Annotated in this window: 30 protein-coding genes; 28 read left to right on the top strand and 2 right to left on the bottom strand. The window is 67.8% G+C overall.

The features are described from left to right. Positions 1 to 13 precede the first annotated feature (13 nt). Positions 14 to 679, bottom strand: coding sequence for a prepilin peptidase (locus BM362_RS30740; RefSeq protein ID WP_167545496.1), 666 nt, complete (start codon positions 677 to 679; stop codon positions 14 to 16). Positions 680 to 1143: 464 nt separating this feature from the next. Between BM362_RS30740 and BM362_RS30735 the strand changes: the two genes are divergently transcribed. The 13 genes from BM362_RS30735 (at position 1144) to BM362_RS30675 (ending at position 12786) form a co-directional block, all read left to right on the top strand. Beyond that, positions 1144 to 1533: a hypothetical protein gene (locus BM362_RS30735; RefSeq protein ID WP_244287345.1), complete on the top strand. Its 390-nt coding sequence runs from the start codon at positions 1144 to 1146 to the stop codon at positions 1531 to 1533. Further along, positions 1527 to 2567, top strand: coding sequence for a hypothetical protein (locus tag BM362_RS47735; protein ID WP_167545495.1), 1041 nt, complete (start codon positions 1527 to 1529; stop codon positions 2565 to 2567). Before BM362_RS30735 ends, BM362_RS47735 begins: the two co-directional genes overlap by 7 nt. A 123-nt stretch (positions 2568 to 2690) precedes the next feature. Further along, entirely contained in the window at positions 2691 to 3401 is a 711-nt protein-coding gene (locus BM362_RS30725; RefSeq protein WP_093575562.1) for an SAF domain-containing protein, read from the top strand. Next, positions 3401 to 4243, top strand: a complete 843-nt coding sequence (locus BM362_RS30720; RefSeq protein ID WP_093575473.1) for a CpaE/TadZ family protein — start codon at positions 3401 to 3403, stop codon at positions 4241 to 4243. Before BM362_RS30725 ends, BM362_RS30720 begins: the two co-directional genes overlap by 1 nt. Beyond that, positions 4240 to 5691, top strand: a complete 1452-nt coding sequence (locus tag BM362_RS30715; RefSeq protein ID WP_093575472.1) for a TadA family conjugal transfer-associated ATPase — start codon at positions 4240 to 4242, stop codon at positions 5689 to 5691. Before BM362_RS30720 ends, BM362_RS30715 begins: the two co-directional genes overlap by 4 nt. Beyond that, positions 5688 to 6611: a type II secretion system F family protein gene (locus BM362_RS30710; protein WP_093575471.1), complete on the top strand. Its 924-nt coding sequence runs from the start codon at positions 5688 to 5690 to the stop codon at positions 6609 to 6611. The genes BM362_RS30715 and BM362_RS30710 overlap by 4 nt, the downstream gene beginning before the upstream one ends. After that, positions 6608 to 7501, top strand: a complete 894-nt coding sequence (locus BM362_RS30705; protein ID WP_093575470.1) for a type II secretion system F family protein — start codon at positions 6608 to 6610, stop codon at positions 7499 to 7501. The genes BM362_RS30710 and BM362_RS30705 overlap by 4 nt, the downstream gene beginning before the upstream one ends. 51 nt (positions 7502 to 7552) lie before the next feature. After that, positions 7553 to 7738 (top strand): hypothetical protein, encoded by a 186-nt coding sequence (locus BM362_RS30700; RefSeq protein ID WP_093575469.1) that lies wholly within the window; start codon positions 7553 to 7555, stop codon positions 7736 to 7738. 13 nt (positions 7739 to 7751) lie between these two features. Further along, positions 7752 to 8225, top strand: coding sequence for a TadE/TadG family type IV pilus assembly protein (locus BM362_RS30695; RefSeq protein WP_093575561.1), 474 nt, complete (start codon positions 7752 to 7754; stop codon positions 8223 to 8225). Continuing rightward, on the top strand, positions 8222 to 8719 hold the full coding sequence (locus tag BM362_RS30690; protein ID WP_093575468.1) for a TadE/TadG family type IV pilus assembly protein: 498 nt from the start codon (positions 8222 to 8224) through the stop codon (positions 8717 to 8719). Before BM362_RS30695 ends, BM362_RS30690 begins: the two co-directional genes overlap by 4 nt. After that, positions 8716 to 9168: a pilus assembly protein TadG-related protein gene (locus BM362_RS30685; protein ID WP_244287344.1), complete on the top strand. Its 453-nt coding sequence runs from the start codon at positions 8716 to 8718 to the stop codon at positions 9166 to 9168. Before BM362_RS30690 ends, BM362_RS30685 begins: the two co-directional genes overlap by 4 nt. 54 nt (positions 9169 to 9222) lie before the next feature. Next, positions 9223 to 9654: a hypothetical protein gene (locus tag BM362_RS30680; protein ID WP_093575467.1), complete on the top strand. Its 432-nt coding sequence runs from the start codon at positions 9223 to 9225 to the stop codon at positions 9652 to 9654. Between the two features lie 90 nt (positions 9655 to 9744). After that, the gene (locus tag BM362_RS30675; RefSeq protein WP_093575466.1) at positions 9745 to 12786 is read left to right on the top strand and encodes an AfsR/SARP family transcriptional regulator; all 3042 of its coding nucleotides are present in this window, start codon (positions 9745 to 9747) and stop codon (positions 12784 to 12786) included. Between the two features lie 21 nt (positions 12787 to 12807). Here the strand turns inward: BM362_RS30675 and BM362_RS30670 are convergent, their stop codons facing one another. After that, entirely contained in the window at positions 12808 to 13230 is a 423-nt protein-coding gene (locus BM362_RS30670; RefSeq protein WP_093575465.1) for a winged helix-turn-helix transcriptional regulator, read from the bottom strand. A gap of 1892 nt (positions 13231 to 15122) precedes the next feature. On the opposite strand from BM362_RS30670, the gene BM362_RS30665 reads away from it, so the two are divergent. The 15 genes from BM362_RS30665 to BM362_RS30595 all read left to right on the top strand — a co-directional run bounded on the left by BM362_RS30665 (position 15123) and on the right by BM362_RS30595 (position 24569). After that, positions 15123 to 15512 carry a hypothetical protein gene (locus tag BM362_RS30665; protein ID WP_093575464.1) on the top strand — a complete coding sequence of 130 codons (390 nt, stop codon included), beginning with the start codon at positions 15123 to 15125 and terminating at the stop codon, positions 15510 to 15512. Positions 15513 to 15527: 15 nt separating this feature from the next. Next, entirely contained in the window at positions 15528 to 15815 is a 288-nt protein-coding gene (locus tag BM362_RS30660) for a hypothetical protein (protein ID WP_143132516.1), read from the top strand. A 13-nt stretch (positions 15816 to 15828) separates the two neighbouring features. Then, positions 15829 to 16644, top strand: coding sequence for a DUF7178 family protein (locus BM362_RS30655; RefSeq protein ID WP_143132515.1), 816 nt, complete (start codon positions 15829 to 15831; stop codon positions 16642 to 16644). Between the two features lie 23 nt (positions 16645 to 16667). Continuing rightward, positions 16668 to 16967, top strand: coding sequence for a hypothetical protein (locus BM362_RS30650; RefSeq protein WP_093575461.1), 300 nt, complete (start codon positions 16668 to 16670; stop codon positions 16965 to 16967). Positions 16968 to 17016: 49 nt separating this feature from the next. Continuing rightward, positions 17017 to 17325: a hypothetical protein gene (locus BM362_RS30645; RefSeq protein WP_093575460.1), complete on the top strand. Its 309-nt coding sequence runs from the start codon at positions 17017 to 17019 to the stop codon at positions 17323 to 17325. 189 nt (positions 17326 to 17514) lie between these two features. Further along, complete coding sequence (locus tag BM362_RS30640; RefSeq protein WP_093575459.1) at positions 17515 to 18084, top strand: hypothetical protein; 570 nt, start codon at positions 17515 to 17517, stop codon at positions 18082 to 18084. A gap of 61 nt (positions 18085 to 18145) precedes the next feature. Continuing rightward, positions 18146 to 19021 carry a hypothetical protein gene (locus tag BM362_RS30635; protein WP_093575458.1) on the top strand — a complete coding sequence of 292 codons (876 nt, stop codon included), beginning with the start codon at positions 18146 to 18148 and terminating at the stop codon, positions 19019 to 19021. A gap of 140 nt (positions 19022 to 19161) precedes the next feature. Next, positions 19162 to 19746 carry a hypothetical protein gene (locus tag BM362_RS30630; protein ID WP_093575457.1) on the top strand — a complete coding sequence of 195 codons (585 nt, stop codon included), beginning with the start codon at positions 19162 to 19164 and terminating at the stop codon, positions 19744 to 19746. A gap of 96 nt (positions 19747 to 19842) precedes the next feature. Then, complete coding sequence (locus tag BM362_RS30625; RefSeq protein WP_013673419.1) at positions 19843 to 20430, top strand: hypothetical protein; 588 nt, start codon at positions 19843 to 19845, stop codon at positions 20428 to 20430. 33 nt (positions 20431 to 20463) lie between these two features. Beyond that, the gene (locus BM362_RS30620; protein WP_093575456.1) at positions 20464 to 21021 is read left to right on the top strand and encodes a hypothetical protein; all 558 of its coding nucleotides are present in this window, start codon (positions 20464 to 20466) and stop codon (positions 21019 to 21021) included. Positions 21022 to 21027: 6 nt separating this feature from the next. After that, a complete protein-coding gene (locus tag BM362_RS30615; protein ID WP_013673417.1) occupies positions 21028 to 21843 on the top strand; it encodes a hypothetical protein in 816 nt (271 codons plus the stop codon). Between the two features lie 42 nt (positions 21844 to 21885). After that, positions 21886 to 22269 (top strand): hypothetical protein, encoded by a 384-nt coding sequence (locus tag BM362_RS30610; protein WP_013673416.1) that lies wholly within the window; start codon positions 21886 to 21888, stop codon positions 22267 to 22269. Between the two features lie 115 nt (positions 22270 to 22384). Continuing rightward, positions 22385 to 22816 carry a hypothetical protein gene (locus BM362_RS30605; RefSeq protein WP_093575455.1) on the top strand — a complete coding sequence of 144 codons (432 nt, stop codon included), beginning with the start codon at positions 22385 to 22387 and terminating at the stop codon, positions 22814 to 22816. 119 nt (positions 22817 to 22935) lie between these two features. Further along, positions 22936 to 23202: a hypothetical protein gene (locus tag BM362_RS30600; protein WP_013673414.1), complete on the top strand. Its 267-nt coding sequence runs from the start codon at positions 22936 to 22938 to the stop codon at positions 23200 to 23202. Between the two features lie 137 nt (positions 23203 to 23339). Then, positions 23340 to 24569 carry a phosphoadenosine phosphosulfate reductase domain-containing protein gene (locus tag BM362_RS30595; RefSeq protein ID WP_244287343.1) on the top strand — a complete coding sequence of 410 codons (1230 nt, stop codon included), beginning with the start codon at positions 23340 to 23342 and terminating at the stop codon, positions 24567 to 24569. Positions 24570 to 24638 lie beyond the last annotated feature (69 nt).

The raw sequence follows: 24638 nt of genomic DNA, 5'->3' as shown, positions 1-24638 counted from the left end.
TCGGCGGCTTCATTCAGGTCATCGAACTGACCAGCACGGCAGCGAACGCCCCGATGATCAAAAAGGGGCCGATGGGGATGTCCTGGCTCGCCTCAGATCCTCGAACGAAACGAAGTACGAGCAGTGCGAGTGCCGCGGTGAGCCAACCGAGGAGGGTTCCCGTCAGGATGGGCATCCATCCAGCCCAGCCCAGTGCCAGCCCGAGAACTCCGCCGAGTCGGAGGTCGCCGCCGCCGAGCCCACCAGGGCGAAGGACGTACAGCACTCCGTAGAAGATGAGGAGTGCAAGCATGCCGGCTACGGAGCGGACGAGCGGGTAAGCGTCACGGTGGAGCACAGCGGCCAAGCCGAAGAGCACGACCAAGAGGAACCCGGTTGGCCAGACCAACCTGCTGGGTAGGGCGTGGCTCTTCCAATCGATCGCGGCAAGCAGGACGCCGGCTGCGGCCAGCCAGGAGTAGGCGAACAAAGCGGGTTCCGTGCCGATGCGCCAGGCCAATGCAGAGAACAGGACCGCCGTGGCCGCTTCGAGCACGACTGGTGGCGCGAGCCGACCGGTCTCTGCGGGGAGGATCGAGCTTCGCTTGACGGCGACGCGTAGAACGCTGGCAAGTACGAGCCCGATCAGACCCCAGCCGATCGTGCCGAGCGTGGTCACCGTCGAACTCGCGCTGTTCATCTGCTCACGAGAGTGACAGACCTGGCCACGCTGTACCCCCTCTGCCCGCCGGTTGCGGCTGTCCGGTGTAGCGAACCTACTACTCAGCGGCATTTGGACACGGAGTTGTTAACCCATTCGGGTGAACCTTGTCCAGTTTTCCCAGTTCCGACACCGGTGTCCCCTCATAGGGACATTGCAGTCTCCTGGGGGACGGCAGGTAGACGTGGGGTGTAACACAGTAGATCGAAAGGAATTTTCGCAGATCTGAGGGGGTGCACGTGGTCGGGGGGAATGTACAAGGCCGCAACGGCTGGCGCAGGGTGGGACTAGCGCTTGGTGGACTCGCAGCGCTGACGTTGGCGGCCTGTAGCTCGAATCCGTCTTCGACGCCTGGGGGCACCACTGGGGTGGCACCTTCGTCGCCGACGAGCAGCGCTCCGCCATCGTCGGCGTCTCCGGCTGACAACGCTCGGCAGCAGGCTTTGGCTGCCTACACCGGCATGTGGCAGCAGATGGTCAAGGCCAGCGAGACCTCGGACTGGCAATCGCCCGCGCTTGCGAACTACGCGACTGGCGACGCGCTCGGGGTGATCAACCGCAGCCTGTACACCGACCATCTCAACGGCGTCGTCTCCAAGGGACAACCGCTTACAAATCCGCATGTCACGAAGGTCGACCCGGAGAGTAACCCCAATACGGTCATGATCTCCGACTGCGGAGATGACTCGAACTGGGTGAAGTACAAAAAGGACGGCTCACCGTTCACCGACGCGCCAGGAGGGCGGCGGTCGATCACCGCGGAGGTCAAGAAGCAGGCGGACGGCTCGTGGCGGGTCACCCGCTTTGCAGTTGAGGGGGTCGGGTCATGCTGAAGCGTGCACTCGCGGTAGCAGGTTTGACGGCGTCCGCCTTGATTCTTACGGCTTTGCCCGCGATGGCAAGCGGTTGGGGCTATACGGACTGCACTCAGTACCCCAACCCTGGTTGCGAACTCGGTGCAGGCACCAACCCTCAGCCAGGGAACGGTAACCAGGGCAACGGAAACAGCAAGCCAGGAACCCACGGCAACGGAAATCCCGGTACGGGGCAATCCAACGCCAACGGCGATACGATCATCGGTGGCAACACCAACTTGGCCCAGTGTGCGTACGAGCTCAGCGACTACCAGGGGCCTCCGCCTGGAGGCGCGCAGCCGGCGGCGTTCCATGTTCCGCCGAAGACTGGAGAGGTCACGGCGGTGCACGCGGTGTACCGGCCACAGAGCGAGCCGGCCACGGTGCAATTCGCAGTTGCGCAGCCGCGACTCGCACAGGCCCAGCCACCATCCGGCGCCTGGTACGTCTACAAGTGCACTGGGCCTGGGTTCCACGACGCGTTGTACCGGCCGCCGGTCTGGATCGCGAACGGCCAACCTGGTCCGGCACCCCTACCGTCGCCTGCCGAACTCGCGGCACAGGCGCGGAGCCAGCTGCGCCTGCCCGCACCGAAGATCAAGGCGAATCCGGCCGGGGACCAGTTGGTTACCTTGCCGACGTGGTTGTGGCTGGACCGCGGCAGCTGGGGTGACGTGTCGGCGACCGCGTCGGTGCCAGGCGTCTCGGTGACCGCGGTCGCGAAGCCGACCTCGGTGACTTGGTCGATGGGTGACGGTGGCTCTGTGACCTGCACCGGCCCCGGTTCGCCGTTCCCTGCCGGTGGTGATCCGAAGAGCGCGTCACCGGATTGCGGCTACACCTACAAGACCTCCTCAGCCGGTCAGCGTGCCGATGCCTTCCCCGTGACCGCCACGGTGAACTGGACCGTGACGTGGGCGGGTGCTGGCCAGGCCGGCACATTCCCGAACATGACGACCTCGGCCACGGTGGCGTTCCGTGTGGCGGAAAGCCAGGGAATCGCGACCGGCTGAACCGAAGCCTCCCGCCTCACGAGGGCGGGCGTGCACAACGCAAAACGACCCCGTTGAGACCAAGGCACGTCGAACACCCGAATCGACGCGTCGCGATGGCGTCATGCCTGAAGGAGGTCGGTGGTGACCACTACCGCAGGTTCGACCAGCACGGACGCGACGACGCAGAAGCCCGCGTCGCCGAACGCGTGGGCCGGCCGTGACGGCAAGACACCGTCGCGTCTGAGTGGCGGTGGCCGGCGTCGCAGCGTGCCTTATCTGCTGCTCGGCGTCTTGCTGGTCGTTGTGTGCGCGGCCGGCGGCGTGTTCGCTGGCATGCAGCTCGGTGACCGCGAGAGCGTCATTGCGCTGGCTCGCCCCGTTGCCGTCGGCCAAGTTCTGACGGCGCAGGACCTGAAGCAGGTCAGCATCGCCGCGGATTCCGGGATGGACGTGTTGCCTGCATCGACTGCGTCCACAGTGGTGGGACAGCCGGTCGCTTTCAGCCTTCCCGCCGGCGCGCTGGTGACCCGTTCGGTGCTCGGCGCACCGCAGATTCCCGTCCAGGGCAAGGCAATCGCCGCGGTCGGGCTCAAACCGGGACAGTTCCCGCCCGACTTGTCGCCCGGCACCACCGTCGCGGTCCTTACCACGCCAGGACAAGGCACGGCGACCGGAACGACGACAGGCTCCGGGCAGACGTCGTCGTGGACCGCGGTGGTGACGGGCGTTGCCACACGCGAGACCGAGCAGATCACGGTGGTGTCCTTGCAACTGTCCGAATCAGACGCTCGCGCGTTGGCTTCGGCCCCGGCAGGGCAACTGAGTCTGGTCGCAATCGCAGGAGGCCGCTGATGCTCATCGCCGTCTGCTCGCTGAAGGGATCGCCAGGGGTGACCACCCTCGCGACCGCGCTCGGGGCTCGCTGGCCGGGCCACCAAAGCCCGATTGTGGTCGAGGTCGACCCGGCCGGCGGTGACCTCATGGCCCGCTTCCGGCTACCCGACACACCGGGCCTGGTCAGCTTGGCCGCAGCGGCCCGAGGCCGCGGCGGGACCGACCCCACCCTGCTGGCCCAGCACACACAGCTGCTGCCGGGCGGCCTGCGGGTGGTGCTCGGCCCGGTCGGTGCCGAACAAGCCCGCGCCGCGCTGATGGTGCTGGCCTCGGGCCTCTCGTCGCCGCTGCGGCGGGCGGCCGACCACCCGGACACCACGGTCATCGCCGACTGCGGCCGGGTCGATCCCGACTCTCCCGCGCTGCCGATCATCCGCAGCGCGGACGCGATGTTGCTGCTCGCCCGCCCGCACGATGACGAACTCGCGCACGTGGCGCTCAAGCTGCAGGCCGCCCAGCAGTGGTCTCGCCGCCCATGCTTCATCCTGGTCGGCGACGGCTACCCAACCGCAGAGGTCTCCCAGGCGCTGCGCATCCCGGTCATGGGCCGAGTGCCACGCGACGCCAAGGGCGCTGCCGTCCTGTGCGGCCAGGGCACCAGCCGACGCGGGCCGGACAAGTCCGCACTCGGTCGGGCCGCCGCCACGATCGCGCTCAACCTCGCCGCGCACGGGCTCCAACCAGCCACCGCCAACAGTCCCCAGGCCCCGCATCTGCGGCTGGCGGTCGCAGGCGAGCCGGTCTCGGGCGCGAGCCTGCAACCGCTCGGTCCGCAGACCCGAAACGGGGTGACGCCATGACCCGCCCCGAACTGAGCGATCCCCGCCTGACCACCTCGACCAACGGCACGGGCCCGCACCCGCTTCCTGCTCAGCACCTACCCGGCCCGGCCGAGCCTCCGCACCGGCCGGCCGGTGAAACCGCGGCCGTGGAACGGCTGCGCTCTCACCTGCGCACCGAGTTGTCCACCCAGCTCAGCCAGCGCATCCGAGCCGACGAAGCCGCTGGTCGCCCGCCGATGGACGCCCCGGCGCGCCGCCGACTGGCCGAGGTCATCCTGACCGACGCGGCCGAGGCGCACGCCCAAGCCGAGCTGCGCAACTCCGCCTCGGGCGGGATGCTGCTGCACCCCGATGTCGAGCAGCGCGTGATCGGCCAGGTGCTCGACGAGGTCTTCGGCCTGGCCGGCCTGGAGCCGCTGCTGGCCGATACCGACATCGAAAACATCAACATCAACGGCGACCGCGTCTTCGTCAAGTACGCCAACGGCCGCCGCAAGCGTTTGCCGCCGGTGGTCGGTTCCGACACCGAGCTGATCGAACTCATCCGCGACCTGGCCACCCGCAGCGGCGTGGAGGAGCGAAGGTTCGACCGCGGGTCGCCGATCGTCAACTTCCAGCTGCCCGGCGGTGAGCGCGTCTCGGCGGTCATGGCGGTCACTGCGCGGCCATCCGTGTCGATCCGCCGGCACCGGTTCACCAAGGTCACGCTGGCCGAACTGCGCGAGAACGGCACGATCGACCTCGCCCTGGAGAGCTTCCTGACAGCCTTGGTGAAGGCGAAGCGCAACATTCTCGTCACCGGCGGCACGGCGATCGGCAAGACGACCATGCTGCGCGGCCTGGCCTCGGCCATCCCGCCATGGGAGCGCCTGGTGACGATCGAGGACGTCTTCGAGCTCGGCCTCGGCGAGGACAGCGATGCGCACCCGGACGTGGTCGCGCTGCAGGCCCGCGAACCGAACATCGAAGGCCAAGGGGAAATCTCGCTGTCGGACCTGGTGTGGCAGTCCCTGCGCATGTCGCCGGATCGGGTCATCGTCGGCGAGGTCCGCGGCCCGGAGGTCATCCCGCTGACCAACGCGATGTCCATGGGTAACGACGGCAGCATGGGCACCCTGCACTCCTCCAGCAGCCAGGGCGCGTTCACCAAGCTCGCCGCCTACGCCGTCCAGGGCCCCGAACGCCTGCCCATGGAGGCCACCAACTTGCTGGTCGCCGCCGCGCTGCACTTCGTGGTCCACCTGGAAAAGCCCCGCGACGACCCGAGCAAGCGCGTCGTGTCCTCCATCCGCGAAGTCGTCGGCGCCGACGGCGCCCAGATCATCAGCAACGAGGTCTGGCGTCCGGACGCCACCCTGCGTGCCGTACCGGGTGCGCCGCTGCGCACCGACACCGTCGACCTGCTCGTCGAAGCGGGCTACGACCCGGACCTGTTCGAGCGGCGCGAAGGGTGGTGGACCCCATGACCACCACTGCCGCCTTGTTCGGCCTGCTCGGTGCCGGCGTGGCCGTCGGGGCCCTGCTCATCGCCGTCGGTCTGCGCGGTCGGCCCGCTCGTCCGGCGACACCGTCGCGGCTGAACACCTGGTTGGCCGCACGGCACGACCGCAAACAGGTCGGCCTGCTCGTCGTGGCCGTGCTCACCGGGCTGGCGGTCGGCGCGGTCACCGGCTGGGTGGTCGGCGCCATCCTGACCGTGGTCGCGGTGATCGGCCTGCCGCGCATCCTTGGCTCGAACGTCGACTACAAGCGTCAGCTCGAACGCATCGAGGCGATCGCCGGGTGGACGGAGATGCTGCGCGACACCCTGGTGGCCGCGGCCGGGCTGGAGCAGGCCATCCTCGCCACCGCCCCGGCCTGCCCGGAGGCGATCCGCGAGGAGATTACCGAGCTGGCCGTCCGGCTGGAGCGCGGCGAACGCCTCGCGCCGTCGCTGCGTCACCTCGCCGACCAGCTGCGGGATCCGACCGCCGATCTGGTGATCTCCGCGCTCGTGCTGGCTGCCGAGCACCAGGCCCGGCAGCTGGCCGACCTGCTCGGTGAACTCGCCGGCGAGGCCCGTGAACAGGCGTCGATGCGCATGCGGGTCGAAGCCGGCCGCGCCCGCACCCGGACCAGCGTGCGCGTCGTCGTGATCACCACGCTCGTCTTCGCGATCGGGCTGGTGCTGCTCAACCGCGGCTACCTCGCCCCCTACGACTCCGCGTTCGGGCAGATCATGCTGCTGCTCGTCGGCGCGCTGTTCACGGCCGCTTTCGCGTGGCTCGCACGGATTGTGCGCCTGCGTGAACCCGAGAGGTTCCTTATCGAGCTGAGTGTGATCCGCCCGCACGACGCCCAGGTGGACGTCGATGACCTGCTCATCGGGAAGGAAACGTCGTCATGATCAGCGCGTTGGTGTGGGGCGCCGGGCTCGGCATCGGCCTGTGGGCACTGGTGGTCTACGTGTTCCCGCCACGGCCACCACTGCGGGCCCTGGTCGACCGGCTGCACGCAGCTCCCGCACGGCCGCCCATCCTCGCTGCGGACTCCGATGGCTGGGCGCTGCGCGTGGGCCGTCCGTTCGTCAAGCCCCTGGCCGCGCTCGGGTTGCTCAACCGCAAGCTCCGCAATGATCTCGCCGTCACCGGCAAGAGCGTCCAACATCACTTGGCCGAGAAGGCCACGTTGGCGCTGACCGGGCTGCTGTTGCCGATCCTGATGCAGCTGCTGCTCGTTGTGGCCGACGTCGGGCTCTCCTGGGAGGTCCCGGCGGTCGCCAGCCTGGTCTTCGCGCTCGGCGGGTTCCTGTTCCCGGACATCAACGTCCGGCAGGAAGCCGAGCGGCGTCGTTCCACCTTCCGGCACGCGCTGACGGCCTACCTCAACCTGATCCGGGTCCTGCTGGCCGGTGGCGCCGGAGTCGACGGTGCGCTGTCGGATGCCGTCGGCATTGGCAAGGGCTGGGCCTTCCAACAGCTGCGCCGCGCGCTGGTCACCGCGAAACTCACCCGCACCACACCCTGGTCGACACTCGGCCAGCTCGGCACCGAGCTCGACGTGCACCAGCTGTCCGAGCTCGCCGCCTCAGTCAGCCTCGCGGGCACCGAAGGCGCCCGCGTCCGTGCCAGCCTCGCGGCCAAAGCCGCCGCCCTGCGCACTCGTGAACTCACCGACGCCGAAGGCGACGCTCAGGCAGCCACCGAACGGATGAGCCTTCCCGTGGTGATGCTGTTCATCGGATTCCTGATTTTCATCGGGTTTCCAGCTCTTGCCAGCGTGTTGGCCGGCCTATGACAGTTCCACAAGGACTGTCCACACAGGACTCCAAACCATAGGGAGAAGCTGATGCTCACCGAAGTCCAGATCCTCATCGCACACATCCGTGCCGAGCTGCAGCGCCTGCACCGCGACGACGGCGGATACTCCACCGAAGCCGTCGTGGTGACCGCCGCCTTGGTCCTCCTGGCGATCGCCGTCATCGCGATCATCGTCACCAAGGTGACCCAAAAGGCCAACGGCATCAACCTGTAGGTCGGTGACCACGATGCCTCGTTCCGAGACGGCACACCACCTGCCCGACCATCCGCGCTGGGCGCGGGTGCGGGCCGCGCTGCGCCGACTGCGAGCGGATCAGCGAGGCGCCGGCACGGCCGAACTCGTCGTCGCGACCCCGCTGCTGTTGCTGCTGATTTTGCTCATCGCTCAGTTCGCGCTGTACATGCACGCCAGCCACATCGCCCAAGCCGCCGCGTCCGAGGCGCTGTCCGCGGCGCGGGTCTCCGGTGGCAGCGCCGCCGCGGGCAACACCGAAGGGCAACGTGTCCTCGCACAGCTGGGAAGCGGCCCGTTGCACGGAACGTCAGTGAACGTCCAGCGCGGAGCCACCCAAGCATCCGTGACGGTCACCGGGACCGTGATCAACGTAATCCCGTTCGCGACCTTTACGGTCCACGCCGAAGCCGTTGGGCCCGTGGAGAAATTCACTCCGCCGACCGGAACCGGGGCGGTGACACCATGACCGCGGCCTACAGTCTCCCAGGGTTCGCAGACGCCGCCCGTCGGCGAATTCGTACGCTGCACCGGGACGAACGAGGGTCTGCCGCGGCCGAGCTCACTCTCTTGACGCCGCTGCTGATCGTGCTGTTGTTGTTCGTCGTGTTCTGCGGCCGGCTGGCCGACACCAAACTGCGGATCAACGACGTCGCCCACCAGGCTGCCCGTGCCGCCACCCTGGCCCGCAGCCCATCGCAAGCAACCTCCAACGCCCAGGCCACCGCCAGCGCAGCCTTGGCCTCCGCTGGGATCACCTGCCAATCACTGTCGGTGTCCACCGATACCCAGGGACTCAAACCCGGCTCGACGGTGACCGTCACCGTGTCGTGCAGCGTCGGTCTGGGGGACCTGACCTCGCTCGGCGTGCCCGGCAGTCGGACGTTCGAATCCAGCTTCTCCTCACCGGTCGACGTGTGGCGTGGCACCTCGACGCTGGCCCAAGCGGGAGGCGCGCCATGAGGTCAATCGCTGTGCTGCGTCGCCGGATGCACCGGCTGCACGAGGATGAGGACGGCCGAGTGACTGCCTTCGTCGTCGTCGTAGCGCTCGCCGCCCTGCTGTTCGCCGGGCTCGTCCTCGACGGCGGACTTGCCCTGGCCGCCAAGGTTCGCGCGATCGGCGAGGCGCAGGAAGCCGCCCGAGCCGGCGCCCAGGAAATCGACCTGACCGCCTACCGCGCCGACGGCACCCTGCGCCTGATCCCGCAACAAGCCAGTACAGCGGCCCGGAACTACCTTGCTGCGGCAGGCCACACCGGCACGGTGTCCGTCGCCGGCAACACCGTCAACGTGACGGTCAGCATCACCCAGCCCACGCAGCTGCTGGGTCTGGCCGGCATCGGCTCGATCACGGTCACCGGAACCGGGCAAGCCCAACCGCAACGCGGAATCTCCGGAGTACTCCCATGACACCTCGCGCACCATCGCGCCCAGCTCAGTACACCCACGGGAAAGGAGACCGGGATGGCGACGACTGAAGAGATCGAACGCCGCGTGGAGGAAGCCGACGCTGCCCGCAGCGCAAGGAGGGCCGCCGCGGCCAAGCGTGTCGGCGAGCTCGCGCAGCGGCGGGCCGAGGTGGCCGAGACGCTCGCCGACATCGAACGCGAACTTGGCGATGTGCTCGCCGAGTCCAGCGACGTGATCGGTGTCGACGAACTAGCCAAGTTCACGGACGTGCCGGCCGCCGACCTCGACCAGTGGTTCACCCATCGCAAAGCGGCCCGCCCCAAGCGCAAGCGGGCGACGACCACGTCCGCGACGAGAAGCGAGACGCGCGCAGGAACGCCATCAACGAAGAAGCCGTCGGTAGGCCAGCCGGCAACGCCACCGGAGGTCGCGCCGCCCCGCACGGCCGTGGAGGAGTCCACCCGCACGCCCGTGCCGGTGACATGACCTCGCATCGCCGACGTAACCGGGATGTCGTCGGCTCACGTGGCGACTGCTGAGTCATAAGCCTGTACACCCCAGGGAATCGAGCTCACCGTGACCGCACACCCGCACTTCTCGCGCCGGAAGCTGACGCAACCGAGCCCAGGCCGCCCCGCCTGGTGGCTGCTGTCCGCCACGATCCGGTTCGTCCGCGGTCTGCTCGCGCTCGTCGTCCTCCTGGCGCTCGTCGCCGGGCTGCCATGGGCACTGGTGCGCTTCGTTGGCTGGCCACTGCCCAACCACGTACCGACCTGGGACGAGATCCAGGCCGTCCTGCTCAACCCCATGAGCTCGGAGTTTCTGCTCGACACCTTGGCGGTGCTGTGCTGGATCGTCTGGTTCTTCTTCGCCCTGGACGTCGCGCGCTGCACCGTTGACGCGGCACGCGGGATCACCTGGCCGCAGGTCCGTCCGCCTGGCCCGCTGCACGGGCTGGCCGCGGCGCTGATCGGCACCATCGTGCTGACCCTGCTCGGCAGCCGGACCTCGTCCACGGTGCCGACCACCGCCATTGCCACGCTGGCCGGTGACCTCGCTCCCGTCGCCGTCGTGGCGCCGCTAACGCCAGGCCCCACCACGGCAACCACGGTGCACCTGGCCACCGCGGTCCAACCAACGACCACGATGGTCATCGATCGGACCGCGCCCGCCCCGCCGGGCACGGTGCAGGTCACCGAGGAGGTCCGGCTTCCCCACGACGGGATCTACGACAGCTTGTGGCGGGTCGCCGAACGCGTCTACGGTCCCGGCGGCGGCAGCCGCTGGCCCGAGCTGTTCCAGCTCAACCGCGGCGTCGAGCAACCCGACGGCCGCGCGCTCACCAACCCGAACCTCGTGCGACCCGGCTGGAAGATCACCGCCTACATCCCAGCTCCGCCAGACGACCATCCGCCCGGCGAGCAGCAGCAGGTGCCGCCCCAGCAACCCCCACCGCCGACGAGCACCGCGCCGAGCACACCAACGCCATCAACCCAGCCAGTGCCGGCCACCACCCAGACACCGGCCGCGACGAGGGATGCTGGCGACCACAGCAGCAACAACCAGTCCGGATCGGGGCTGGACCTGCTGACTGGGGCGTTCGTCGGCCTGGGCCTCGCCGGAGCGATCACCACCGCCATGGTGTCGGCTCGGATGTGGCGACGCCGCCGCTACCGCATCGGCAGCGGCGACCGCGCCGACCTGCAGCGCCCGATCGCGCCGGTAGTTCGCGCCCTGCGCGCCGCACACGACGACGGCGGCCAGCAGGTGAATGACGACGTGGAGTTCGTCGACCTCGCACCGGCCCCGCCACGGATCCACATCACTGCGGCCGGTGCCCTGGAACCCGACGACGAACCGGTCCCCGTCCCCACGCGGGTCGGCGTGCGGGGCGGGCGCGAGCTTGCCCTGAACCTCGCCAGCACCCGCGGCCTCGGCCTGGCCGGCCCCGGCGCCACCGCTGCCGCCCGCGCGCTGCTGCTGCACCTGCTGACCGAACAGCAGCCCGGCGACGGTATCTGCGTTCTCGTGCCCGCGGACGACCTGCATCTGGTCTTCGACGGTGTTGCCGTCCAGGAGCTTCCGTCCACGGTCCGCGTCGTCGCCACGCTTGACGCCGCCCTGGATGAGATGGAAGCGGCTCTGCTCACCCGGACCCGGCACGCCATTGAGGAGACCGACGCCCAGACTGCCCCGGCCTCGCTCGTGCTGCTCGCCAGCCCGCAACCGCACGCCGAACGCCGCCTGCAGGCCGTCCTCGACAACGGCTCGACCCTCGGTCTGGCCGGTGTACTCCTTGGCCAATGGCGCCCCGGCGCGACCGTGCTCGTGCGCCACGACGGCACCGTCAGCGCGACCAGCCCCGGTCTCGGCGATGCCCTCACCGGCACGCGGCTGTTCAACCTGCCGGCCACCGACGCCACCGACTTGCTTACCGTGCTCCGTGACGCCGAAGGACCCGTCGATCTCGTCGCAGCTGACCACGTCGACCTGAGCGGCGAACAACAGGTGCCGTTCACCGAGGACCACGAAGACGGCGACGCGGCCGTTGCGCCGGTACCGGAACAGCGCTCGGTCGAGGAAATGACGCAACTGGAATCGACGCGTCCACCCAAACCGGAGGAACGCCCGCAGGTCGCGCCAATCCCGAGTCTCCAGTTGCTGGATGTCCAGCCCATCCCCATGGATGTCCAGCCCGACCAGCCGGTTTCCGCGGCGACACCCAACCGTACCGACGAACCCGCCACAACCGGAGAGACCAAGTGCAGGAGCGGTCAGACAACGCAGCGCGACCAGCCGCCGTCGCCGACCACCGGTGACCAGCCGACGGCGCGCCGGCACCTGGTCGTGCGGCTGCTGGGGCGTCTTCAGCTCACGCTTGAGGACGACGCCGGTGAACGCGAGCTCAACGGCGTGCTCACTCCGAAGCAGCGGGAACTCCTCGTCTACCTCTCCCTGCATCCCCAAGGCGTTCGCCGGGAGGTCCTCAACGAGGCCGTCTGGCCCGACAGCCGGCCGCCCAGGCCGTACAACTCCTTCCACAACACCCTGTCGATGCTGCGCCGCGCACTCACCGACGCCACCGACGGCCTGATCAGCAATCTCATCCTCAACGACGATGGCCGCTACCAACTCAACGCCGACCTCGTCGTCGTCGACTTCTGGCAACTACAGCGTGCCCTGCAGGCACCCCGGCGAGCCGGCGCCGACGTCCGGGCTCAGCTGCACGAGGCCATCGAGCTCTACCACGGCGACCTCGCCGAAGACCTGCTCGTGCCCTGGATCGAACCGTTCCGCGAGGCCACCCGCCGCGACGTCCTGGACGCACTGGGCACGCTGATCCGCGCGCACGGCGACACCGACCCCGAAACGATGCTCACCCTGCTGGAACGCACCCGCAAGCTCGACCGGTACAACGAAGGCGTCTACCGCGACATCGTCCGCACCCAGGCTCGCCTCGGCCAGTACGCCGCGATTCCGCGCACCCTCGCGCTACTGAAGACCACGCTCGACGAGATCGACCAGCACCCCAGCGCCGACACCCTCAACCTCGCCGACTTCCTCCAACGCCGTGGAGGCACCCGCCGGACTGTGTCCTCGGACGCCGCCGCCAGCTGACCCAAGGAGCCAGGCCGTGCTTCAGTCGGGCTGATCGTCGTCCTGCGTCTGGTCGCCCTCTGCTTGTGCCTTCTGCAGACGCTCGAACAGATCGGCATGCTCTTCCGCCCAGTCGATCAGTGGCCTCGTCCGAGCCAACAGGTCGGCGGCGGCCGGCGTCAGCGAGTAGACCACCGAGCGCGGAAAGGTCCTCTCCTCGAACCGGTCCACCAGCCCGGAGGTCTCCATCCGCCGCAGCGTCCGACCGAGCGCTCGGCTCTGAATCCTGCGGACGGTTCCCGTCCACGGATCAAAGGTTGTCATTTCCTGGATGGCGGCGTGAAGCTCGTTGTAATGCAGCGGACCAGCACTCAACGCCACCAACGTGTGCACGATCCACTCCCCATTCAGCAGGTGGCGAAGATCCCGCGACCGCTGCAGAAACCTAGCGTCCCCCGTTACCATCTACGCACTCCATGTTCAGTCGCTTCGGCCCGCCGGCACCCCGCCCCCGCGGCACAGGCGAGCCCCCACATCCAAAAATCTCCATCGCCTCCTTTCCGACCAGAGGGCGTATAATTTCGGTCGTCATCAGCCACCTCGGTTGATCAGTGTCAAGGTTGTCAACGCTACGCCGAACGGGGTACCCGGCGCAGCGTATTTCTACTTAGTACACGCCAGTGTCACCACATCGAGTGATCAACTAGTAGATCAACGGCACTCTGCGTGAGCGAAGTGGAGTGTCCCGGTGACATACCAGGCCACGGTCTTGTCGAGTTGCCTATTAGAGCGGTAACCGCCCGGCGCGCCGAAGCACCTGGTCACAGGCGTGCCAGGGGCTACCGATGTGACCCCCGACTCGGTGGCCGGCAGGCATATGAACAGTCGATTTGGGTGGGTGGTCGCCTGCCGCTACTCATGATCATGTGGTCACCTTGGCCGCGCAGGTTGCCATCTCCTCGTACCCCACTTCCCGCTGCCTGATGGTTATACATTGCCTCACCTCTCGCTACTCGGCCGCCACGGCGCTGCAAATCAGACAACACTTCGCCGGTGATCAACCTCGACTGAACCCGATACTCATAGCAATTTGCACCCACTTATTGCTCGGGCTTGACAAACACATTTTCGAACGCTTGTCAATACTCAACTCGCTTGAGTTCTCCATGGATTGAATCGCGAGGGTGAAATCTGGAGATCAGAACACTCACGGTTCGCCATTCTCGGCATTTCGCCATTTCGTAAATAAAAAAACCAAGAGATGAGCTGTCCGCGTCCGCCGGGGGCTCCGCCGTGCCCGGTCGCGTCCGCCGGGGGCTCCGCCGTGCCCGGTCGCGTCCGCCGGGGGCTCCGCCGTGCCCGGTCGCGTCCGCCGGGGGCTCCGCCGTGCCCGGTCGCGTCCGCCGGGGGCTCCGCCGTGCCCGGTCGCGTCCGCCGGGGGCTCCGCCGTGCCCGGTCGCGTCCGCCGGGGGCTCCGCCGTGCCCGGTCGCGTCCGCCGGGGGCTCCGCCGTGCCCGGTCGCTCGCTCCGCTCGCTTCCCTATGCAACCGCGTGTTGCCGGCACGAACAGCGCCTGACCAGCACTCGCACAAGATCATGTAACGGCAAGGTCACGGCAAGGCCGTACCCTCTTGCGGAGTGTCCTACTTGGGTGTCTAATAGACATGCCAGAAGGACAGCTACCGAGGAGGCGACGAGGACCAGGGCACGGCGTCCCTGCGAGTCGATCACCACGGCGTCTTTCCTAACGACAACAACCATAAGTCCCGTATAGCGCGGGCAGCGGCTTGGGCCGTGCGGACAGCAGCGAATCCGTGCAGAGCAGCGTGAAGAACGACGCGTAGCCAAACGCGCATTTCTATTCTGGAATGCGTAGTAACTACGCTTGCAGCTTCGCGACGTAAAGCTCTTGCTATAGAGCGGAGTAGCGCGCATAAATGGCATGCCTGCCACAGGTGTGTCCCCAAGATAAGTCAATGGTGGTCTAGCACCGACAAACGTCGCAATGTGTAGGCGTTCGGGGTTGTCTTAGGCGGTTGCCGACATTGGGTTTTTCTGGCTTGAGAGCGTCGCTCTCGCCCACCCATAGCACGCCAAACCCATACGGGCATGGTTCCTTGCGTTGCGCGCTAGACATAACGGCTTATCCCAACAGTGTTTAGAGATTCAGGGAATGTGCCATCGGAACGCGCAACCCTCACCACGCGAGTAGTGCCGTATTGCACGGATACAGGATATGTCCCCTTTGCGGAGATCTCGCAACGGCGAGAGTTGCGCGTTTCGATGCCAGTTCACAACTGGCCTGAATCGCTGCCAGGCAACCACTTTCGTACACGAAACGGAGTACCGCCATGACTATGACCCTGATCGATTGGTCCACCCGGATTAACGCCATGGCGGACGCTCTGTCCGTTCCCGACGGTGGCTTTTCCGTCAAGCCTGACGACGGTTCCGACGTCCGTACCGGCTACGCGGTTGCCGTACACCCGGAACACGAACGCATTTTTGATGGTCCCGTGACCAGTAACGACCTGCACGAGTACATCGGGCAAGCGAAAGACGCGCTCTCACTGCCCGGTCGCGTTCTCGGCGGATGGCGCGACCCTGCGACCGGTCGCGTCTACCTGGACGTTTCCGTCGTGACCGCAGACCTGTCCGAGGCAATGACGCTCGCGCGGGAAACCGCCCAGCTCGCCATTTTCGATTTTTCCGCCATGGAATCCGTTCCAGTCACGATCGCGGCGTGAACCAAGGGGCAAACCATGAGTGCAGTTATCGTCATGATCAGCGACGGGCAAGCGCGACGCATTGCGTCCGAGTGGCACGGCGGCATGTCGTCCGCTCTGTATTCACTCGCGTCATCGGGCGCGATTGACCTTGACCGCGTGCGGGACGAGATCTCCCGTGAACTGTGGAAATTGGACGTCGGAGAAGTACGACGCGAATTGCTCGCCCTGGACAAATACGTACGGACGGCCGCCGCACGTCCCGCGCAGTCGGGATGGTCCCGCTTGTGGGACGACTCGCCGGTGACCGTGAACCAAACCTAAGGATTGAATTGTCATGCCTGCCCCCAGCGATCACCCCTGGTTCCGGGCACACCCCGTGAGCCACGAAAACATCGTGTGGCACTGGGAACAGGCCACACCCGACGAAATCGCGCAAGGAATGCGCTGGTATGCCGACGCGCACCACGTGGCAACCGCCATCGCGAACGGTGACGCCCATCTGGGCGCCGGAATGCTCGCGATCTACTCGCCTCAGCAAGGATGGATCGGCAACGTCCTTAACGCCGCTCGCGTACTGCGAGAGGGTAAGGGAATCGGTGGGCCCGGTTCCGGGATGTTCGCCACGACCGGGCAGAAACGCGCCGCTGACCGGTTGCTCGCCGGTGAGCGGTATGAGGACATCCTGAACGGTCCCAAGATCCGCGACTTTGCCCACCTGATCGAGTTCGGCGGAGATCAGGACCCGGATGACCCGCGCGTCGTGATCGACCGGCACGCGCTGTCGGTGGCGCACGGTTGCGCGCTCACCTCCGAGGAGTACGACTCCGCGCCGGTCAACGGGTTCCGTCGCAAGGACGGAACGGTTTCCCGGCGGCAGTACGACCACGTGGTGAGCCTGTACCGCCGTGCCGCGGAGCTGGTCTCCGCACGCACGGGAGAACGGGTCTCGGCACACCAGGTGCAGGCCGTGACCTGGCTCGCCCGTCAACGGCTCAACCAGGAAGCCGAACAACGGCGCGGCCCCAACCGGCTGGACCGTGGGCGCAACCGGGCCCGCGCGAATTCCGAACGCGCATGGAACGACTTCCGAACCGTCTACCTGCCCCATCTCGCCAATTGCCCCGGCACGGGTTACCAGTCCGCCGCCTAACGCATCCCGAGTGAGGTATCGCAATGACTGACACGCAACGCCATTCGATTCGGATGACCGTGATTCGGATCGGTGATCTTATCTTCCTTGACAGTTTTCCCGGACTCGTACCGGCCAAGGTGACCGGGTACACCCCGCGCGGCGAAATCGCCGTGCTGGTCACCGCCACGCGCGGCGCCTACCGCCGCGGCGAACACACCACGTTCACCCCAAGCGGTTGTGTGCCGTGCGGACACGTGCGCGTGCGTTGTGGAAAGTTCCGCATTTTCGGCGCGTGGACCTTTGACGGACTGTCCGAGGAATTCCAACCGCGCTGGGCCTGAAACCCGCGCACGCGACCTACCCAGACCGGACAACGCCAAGGGAGAGCACATGTCCACCGACACGGACAACGTCGTTGAGCTCCACTTTCAGTACGCCCAGAACGGCTACGTCATGACTGACGACACCTACGGCGAACAGGACGCCGATAGCGCGGTCGCGTTCACCCGTGACGGGTGCGCGTTCGTCGCCTGCGAACGCGCACCGCGCGGACGTTGGCGCATCGATTCCACCGACGGGGCGCCCGTTCCGGTGCCGCTGTCCGCCTACCGCTACCGATTCTCAACCCTGGCGGATGCTGCGGACTACGTCGCCAAGAAATGTGGCGCCACCGTCCACCGCGTCGATTCCTGGATCTAACCATAGTCCGGCTCGCCCGGACATGTCACCGTTAGTTAGCCGCGTTTCTCGGCGCCCGTTCATGACGGGCGCCGCGCAGCTCTCACCCCCGCGCAACGGTTGCAACGGCCTGATTTTCCGTTGCGGATTGTTCGACTCATCCGCGCGCACGTCATCACCACCGTTTCCGAATCAGTAAGGAGCTCAACCATGTTCGTGTACGGCGTGTCCCTCACCGATATCCACCACGTCGTACGCGACGTGTCCAGCGCGCTCTACGACGGAAACATCACCGTGCGCACGGGCGAGGATCGCAGCAACCGCGCCGGCCCCCGCGCCACGTTCACCCTCCGCGCCACCGACACGGCCGGTTGCGGTGCCAAGGGAAGCGCGTCCGCGTTCGGCAAGGGCACCGGCCCGAACGGCAGGCGCCGCACGATTTCGGCGTGTTGGCACGCCCACTACGACGTGTTGGCCGAGTTGTTCGCCCGATTCCCGGCCGCTCGTGTGGTCACCGCGATTGCCACCTACACCGCGCCAACCTTCCGTGACCGCGCGCTGGCTACCGCGTCCCGGAACGTCGGCAGTCAGTTGTACCCGGTGACCGCGCCGGACTGCTGCGAATGCAACCACTCCGACTACGTCGACACCTTCGACCAGGTCGCCAGCACCGGTTACGTCGACGACTTCGACTGGATGCCCTCGGGCGACGCGATGCGCCCGAACACGGACGTCGACTACTTCCTTGATCAGCTCGACCGCGTGCTCGCCGAACAGTGACCCCCTTTCCCATCACCTTCGCACATTCACGCAATTCGACCGACGAAAGCGAGCACCCACAATGACCAGCGACCACCCGACCACACTGGACACACTGCGCGCGGAACTCGACCGGGAACGCGCACGGGCCGAGTCTCTGGAGACGGTGAACCGCGTGCAGGCCGCCAGCCTCACCAGCCTCGCCAGGCTCGCGGAGGAACTCCGCTGCCAGGTCGCCGACCTGCACGACGACGCACTGAGCTCGCACCCCATGCCGGTGCAGGGCCTGCGCAACGTCACCGGCCGCATGAACGGCTTGGCGGACACGTTGAGCCGCGCGGCACGCGGCTACTCCGGCGCCCGGACCACAGACATGATCTACCCGATCGTGGACGACGACCTCCGCGCACACGGGTGGACGCCCCGACCGGACCGGGGCCTGGACGGCGTGTTGCCGCCGATCCCGATCACCGAGTTGGGCGACCGGCGCGGCTATGCGCGCGGCTGGCATCGCGGCCCGCAGTGGATCACGTTGTGGTTCACCGGGCCGTGCGCACTGGCCTACGCGGACAGCAGCGACCACGGCCGGCTCACCGACGCCGACGCCGTGCGCGCCGTGATCACCTCCCGCCGGCCGTTGTCCGCGGACGCACTGGCCGAATGGGCAGCGACCCGACAGGAAGCGCACACCGCGCCATTCGACGCCTCGTACGTCCGGGTGTTCGCGCACCTGCGGTCGTCCTGGGGTGGGGGCCTGGTCGTCGATGACCGATGCGACGAACACGGCGCCCCCGCGCCCAACGGGCCCGGTCAGCGCTCCGTGTGGGCCTGCCCAAGCGACCCCGATTTCCGGCTCTCCGTCTGGGGAATCGGCAACGAACCGGCCCACGTCCGCTACTGGGCCGGGCCCGTGGTCGACATGGCCCACCTGGTCCAGATCACCGGCCACTGCCGCTGACCTCCGTCTCTCCTTTCCCGCCGGTCGGCCGTCCCCGTTGACGGTCGGCCGGCGCCCCGTCGTGCGCCGGTTGCCGCCGTACCTCACCACCAGTTCGGCCGGCGCGTCTCGGGCTGGCCGCCGACCCACGGGAGAACTCCATGACCACCCTCGACCTCGCGCACACCGTCGCCGAGCACCTCGGAACCGGGTGGCGCGCCTACACCGGCAAGGCCGACGACGGCTCGGAAGCACACCTCGCCGGACCGAACGATCAGGTCCTCGACCTGATCGACGGCACCACCACCGGCCGCAAGACCGACCAGGGCCGATTGATCATCACCGGTCACCTCGGCTTCCTGCGCAACCACGTCCCGCAGGACCACAAGCAGGACCACAAGATCACCGTCGACCAGGGCAAACCGCCCGACATGATCGCCCACGAGATCCGGCGCCGGCTGCTGCCGAACTACGAGGCCGCGCTGCACGCGGCCCGGGACGAGAAGCACGCCAGCGACGGCATCGCCGCCGCTCGCGAGCAACTCGCCGTGACCGTCGCGGCCCGCCTGGGCGTGCAGCGCCGAGACCAGGCCACCGACTTCCACTTCGGCACGGTCGACGCAGGCGTCCACGGACGCGTCTGCGTGCGCTCGGGCGCGTCCGACTCGGTGTTCACGGTCCGCGTCCCGCACGACCGGGTGGCCGAGTTCGCCCGGCTGCTGGACACCTTCGGACACCTCACTTGATCACCTCCGGCCGTTCGAGCCGCCTCCGGTGGCCGAACGGCCGGCCTACGCATTCCCGATTCCGCTCGTCACCGGCCTGAAGGGACCGATGCCGCCATGACCACCTCCTTCACCGCCCCCGTGGCGGACATCCTCGACTGCGGCCACCCGCCCACCCCGGACCCCAGCGGGATCGGCACCGGCCGCGCGATCGACCCCACCACCGGCGCCACGAGCTGCTACCCGTGCTCGGACGAACGCGAACGCCACGCGATGACCCGCGCGAACACGTTCGTCGCCTACGTGTCCTCGGCCGGTCGCGCGCTGACCACCTGGCCCGGCGGGCACCTGGCCACGATCGACCCCCACGACGTCCACCAGGTCGGCCGGCGCACTTACACCCCGTCCGGCGGGATGTGGACCCGCTACGTCTGGCACGCCACCGACGTCGACGGAGGCCGCTGGGCCGGCATCAACGGCGGCCCTGGCCTCGTCATCCGCGTCCACCGGTTGCGCGCGTGCACCTGGCAAACCGAGTTCGGCGACGGCCGACCCCCGCGCTACTGCCACCGCCGCGCCACCCACGCCGGCCAGGGCGGCGCCTTCGACCTCTACTGCCGCTCCCACGCCCGCCAGGTCTTCGACCTCTACGGCTGGACCACCACCGCTCTGCCACCCCGCGCACTCGCCCATACCCGCGCCTGAACCCGCTCCACCACACCGAAAGGGGAGTCCCTCGTGTTCGTGAAGTTCTACGACCGCCTCGACCTGTCACGGGCCCACCTGGACGACGTGCTCACCGTGCCCGCCAACCGCGCCAAGGCGCTCGACGTGGCACGGGCCCGCCACCTTCCGCGCCAGTCGCTCACCCGCGCGACCACCTGCATGGGCCTCTGGGTCTACGTCTTCCAACTCGGCGCCGACGTCCAGCTCGGCGCGGTCACCCTGGCCGGCGCCGAGCCCGGACCCGAGAACGTGGTCACGCTGCCGGTCCGCCAGCTCGACCACTACACCACCCCCGGCTTGCCGTTGACCGAGATGGCCGGGCTGCTGGCCGCGGTCGCCGAGGACTACCCGCCCACCGCGCTGACCGCGCTGCTGGCCGACAGCCTCACCAAGGTCCTCGACCTGTGGGCCGACGCCCGCCGCACCGGCCGGACCGCGATCGACATCCGCGACCTCGACCGCGCCGTCACCAGCGAACTCGCCCCCGCCATCCGCGCCTGGCGCACCGGCGACGCCTTCCCACGCCCCCGCCTGGCCGACACGGCCTGGCCCGAACCCGTTCCGAGGTGAACCACCATGCCTATCGACGACCCCACGACCGCAACCCCGTCCGAGATCGACGAAGAGCTCGCCCGGCTCGGTATCGAGCATGCCAAGGCCACCGACACCGTCAACGGGCTCACCGCCCGCGTCCGCCGTCTGGTGAACGACGGCATGGCCGAGTACGCGACCGAGTTGCAGCCCCGGATCGAACAGGCCCGCCAGACGATCGCCGAGTGCGAGGCCGCCGCGCGCCCCCTCGATGCGGAGTTCGAACGCCGGGGCGGCTGGACCCGCGCCTGGCTGGTCCTCAACACCGGAGGCCACGTCCACCGCACCATGCTGTGCCGAACGTGCTTCCCGTCCACGCGGTTCGCCTGGCTCACCCAGTTCTCCGGGCACGACGAGACCGAGATCGTCGAGCAGGCCGGCAAGGCCGCGTGCACCGAGTGCTACCCCAGCGCGCCGGTCGAGGTCCGCAACCGGCCCAGCCGGATCAAGACCCCCGAGCAACTCGCGCGGGAAGCGGAGAAGGCCGAACGCGCGAAAGCCAAAGCCGCCAAAGCGATCACCGCACCTGACGGAACACCCTTACGCACCAAGCAATACGGGCAGATCGACACCGAGTTCACCGCGCGGCGCTCCTACATCGACGCGCTGTCCTACGCCCGGCTCCTGACCAAGCGCAACCTCGCGTTCCACCGCGACACCATCGCCGAGTACCACGAGGATGCGCAGCTCATCCTGGCCGCGCTCGCCGCCAAACACGGCCGGACCGAGGACGACCTGCGCGCCGAACTGGCGCCCAAGGTCGAAGCCAAGTGGAACCGCGAACACCGCAACTGGGGCTAATCGCTCCCGGCAGGCAACCCGTTCTCGCGAAAGGATTCACCGATGCTTCTGGTCGAAACGCTGGAAGACCTGGTGCACAACTACCTCGAAAATCCCGCTCGGCCCGGCTCGGCCGTCGGCAAGGTCAACGCGCAAGACCTGGTCAGCCACGTCGTGCAGCATCTCGCCGAGCGCGGGGTCGACGTGGGATTTCACGACGGCTCACGCCTTACCCTGCCGGGCAACGCGCCCCGCCGCCCGGAGCCCGAGCGGCACCGACTTCCCTTGGTACTCCAGGAAAACGACGACGGGCACGTCCGCATCTACTGCGACGGGCGCGACTGCGTCTGGTCCTGGCCGCTCTACCAGGACGCGAGCGTGCAGACCAACGGCGACACGATCACCATCGCTGTCGAGCATTCCATCCGGCGACACCGCCACTTCTGACCACTCCGGCAACCAGCTACGCACCTCAGCGCGGTGCCCTCCCCAGCACCAACTCGCCACGGAGCGGGCATCGCGCTGCATGGGCTGATACACATCCGAAGGAGCTCGAACCGCCATGACTACCTACGACATTCACGATGCCCGGCAACTCATCGCCGAGATCGACGTCCCCACGGAACGCCCGCGCTGGGCGTGGTGGGCCCCCGGTGACGCCACCCGGTACCACGCCACGCTGATCAACGCAGCACCCAGCGCCAGCATGATCGGTCCCGCGTCTGGCGGCACCTTCCGCGCTCTCGTGATCACGATCGACCTGTTCAGCTTGAGTCCCACCTCGATCGTGATCCCGCGGCCCGCTGCCGACCTAGACCGTTACACCGCCGAGGAATGGCTCTTCCGGCGGTTTCCTGGTGGGTGGTGGGCCGGTGTCCGGCCGCTGCTGGCCGCGCTGGGCTGGACGCCCACGAGCGACCGTGACACCAGCTACCGCAGCACGGACCACCGCGACATCACCGCGGCGGAGCGCGGGCCAGACGCCGCCCGCTAGCACCAGGTACCGCGGTTCCCCGGCCACGCGGTCGGACCACCTACCCGCATCCACGCCACACCGGCCCGCGTCCGCGCGGGCCGGCGATGAGGGGCTGCACGCCTTCCGAGGAGATCATCATGAACAGCGCCGCCAACACCGATCTGTCTGTCGTCGCCGATACGGCCAACCGTGCCGCCATCTTCGAGCCGATGACGAACGAGGACGAACGGCCGACGATCACCGTCGCCGGAGTCCACGTCGCGCTCTACGTCGATCCGGCCAGCCGGCAGTTCCGAGTTTCGATCGATCTCGACGACACCGAGTCGTGGCTGCTGCGCAGCGACAAGGACAGCACGGTTCCACTGCGCATCTGCGTCCAGGGCGACGTCACGTTCGAGGGCTGACAAACCGATCGCGCGAGCGTCGACCCCGCGCTCGCGCCATTCGCGCACCGCCGGACAGCTCCATTGTTCGTCCACTCAGGACATCAAATCGCGTCACGTTAATGAAGAGGTGACTCATGCACGCGTCAACCACCGAAATGCCGGACCTCGCCGCCTATGACGTCATCCTCGTCAACAGCAGCGGCGGCAAGGACTCGCAAGCAATGCTCGATGAGGTCTGTGTCCTCGCCGAGGCCGCGGGAGTTCTCGATCGCATCACGGTCTTGCACTGCGCGCTCGGACACGTCGAGTGGCCCGGTACCAGTGAACTCGCCCGTGCCCAGGCTGGGCACTACGGGGTGCGCTACGAACAACGCCACCGCGAGCAAGGGCTGCTCCTCGACCAGGTTCGCCGCCGCGGGCGTTGGCCTTCGGCCTCGGCTCGCTACTGCACTTCGGATCAGAAGCGAGGTCCTGCAAGGAAACTCATCACGCAACTGGTCGCCGAGCTCGGTGATCTGGGCCGTCCGGCCCGCGTGCTGAACTGCATGGGCCTGCGCGCTGAGGAATCGCGGGCACGGCTGAAGAAGGCTCGCCTGAGCCGTGACGAGGCCGCCAGCAGCGGCCGGCGCACCGTCGACACCTGGCTTCCGATTCACGACTGGACCGAAACCCAGGTATGGCAACGCATCCATGCGTCCGGCGTGCCGTACCACCCGGCCTACGACCAGGGCATGACCCGGCTGTCGTGCTCCCTCTGCGTACTTGCCAGCCGCGCGGATCTCGTTCGCGCCGCGCAACTACGCCCGGAACTGGCTGCCGAGTACGCCGACTTGGAAGCCGAGATCGGGCACCGGTTCCGCAACGACCTGTCCATGGCCGACATCATCCCCGCCGCCGAGCAAGACGCAACCGCGGAATGCACCGAGGAAACAGCCACGATCGACCTCGGCCAGGGCCGACTATGGTGGCCGAGGTTCGAGCGCCAGTCCGACCGTTACGGCACCGTCTTCCTGCTCACCGGCCCGGACGCCGAGGACTACGTCTCGTTCGACAACGCACCCGTCGGACAACCGGGACGACTCGTCGCGATCGTGGTCGAGACCCGCCACTCCGGCCACTGTGGCGACATCGCGCGGTCCCTCGCACCCGTCACGCCCTCGGTCGGTGAGGAGATCACGCTCGGCGCCGGCACGTTGTTCACCGACGCTGATGATGATTTCGGCGTACGCACCGCCATCGGCCTCGTGCCGGACGACGGCCGGGACACCGACTGGCTCGACCCGCGCGCCTTGTACCGCTGCCACAACCAGACCGTGCGGCTCGAACTCCGTATCGGCAGCCACACCAACAAGCGCGCACGTGACACGACGTCACGCGCAGCCTGACAGGCCGGCAGTCGAGTCCGACGCGGGCTAGTCGCCTGGCCGTCATTCACCCACTTTCAGCGTCGCGCA

It is taken from the genome of Amycolatopsis rubida (assembly GCF_900115345.1).
GTDB classification, from domain to species: domain Bacteria; phylum Actinomycetota; class Actinomycetes; order Mycobacteriales; family Pseudonocardiaceae; genus Amycolatopsis; species Amycolatopsis rubida.
Note: the sequence above shows the minus strand (reverse complement) of the source record. Positions and strands in the feature narration are given on the sequence as shown.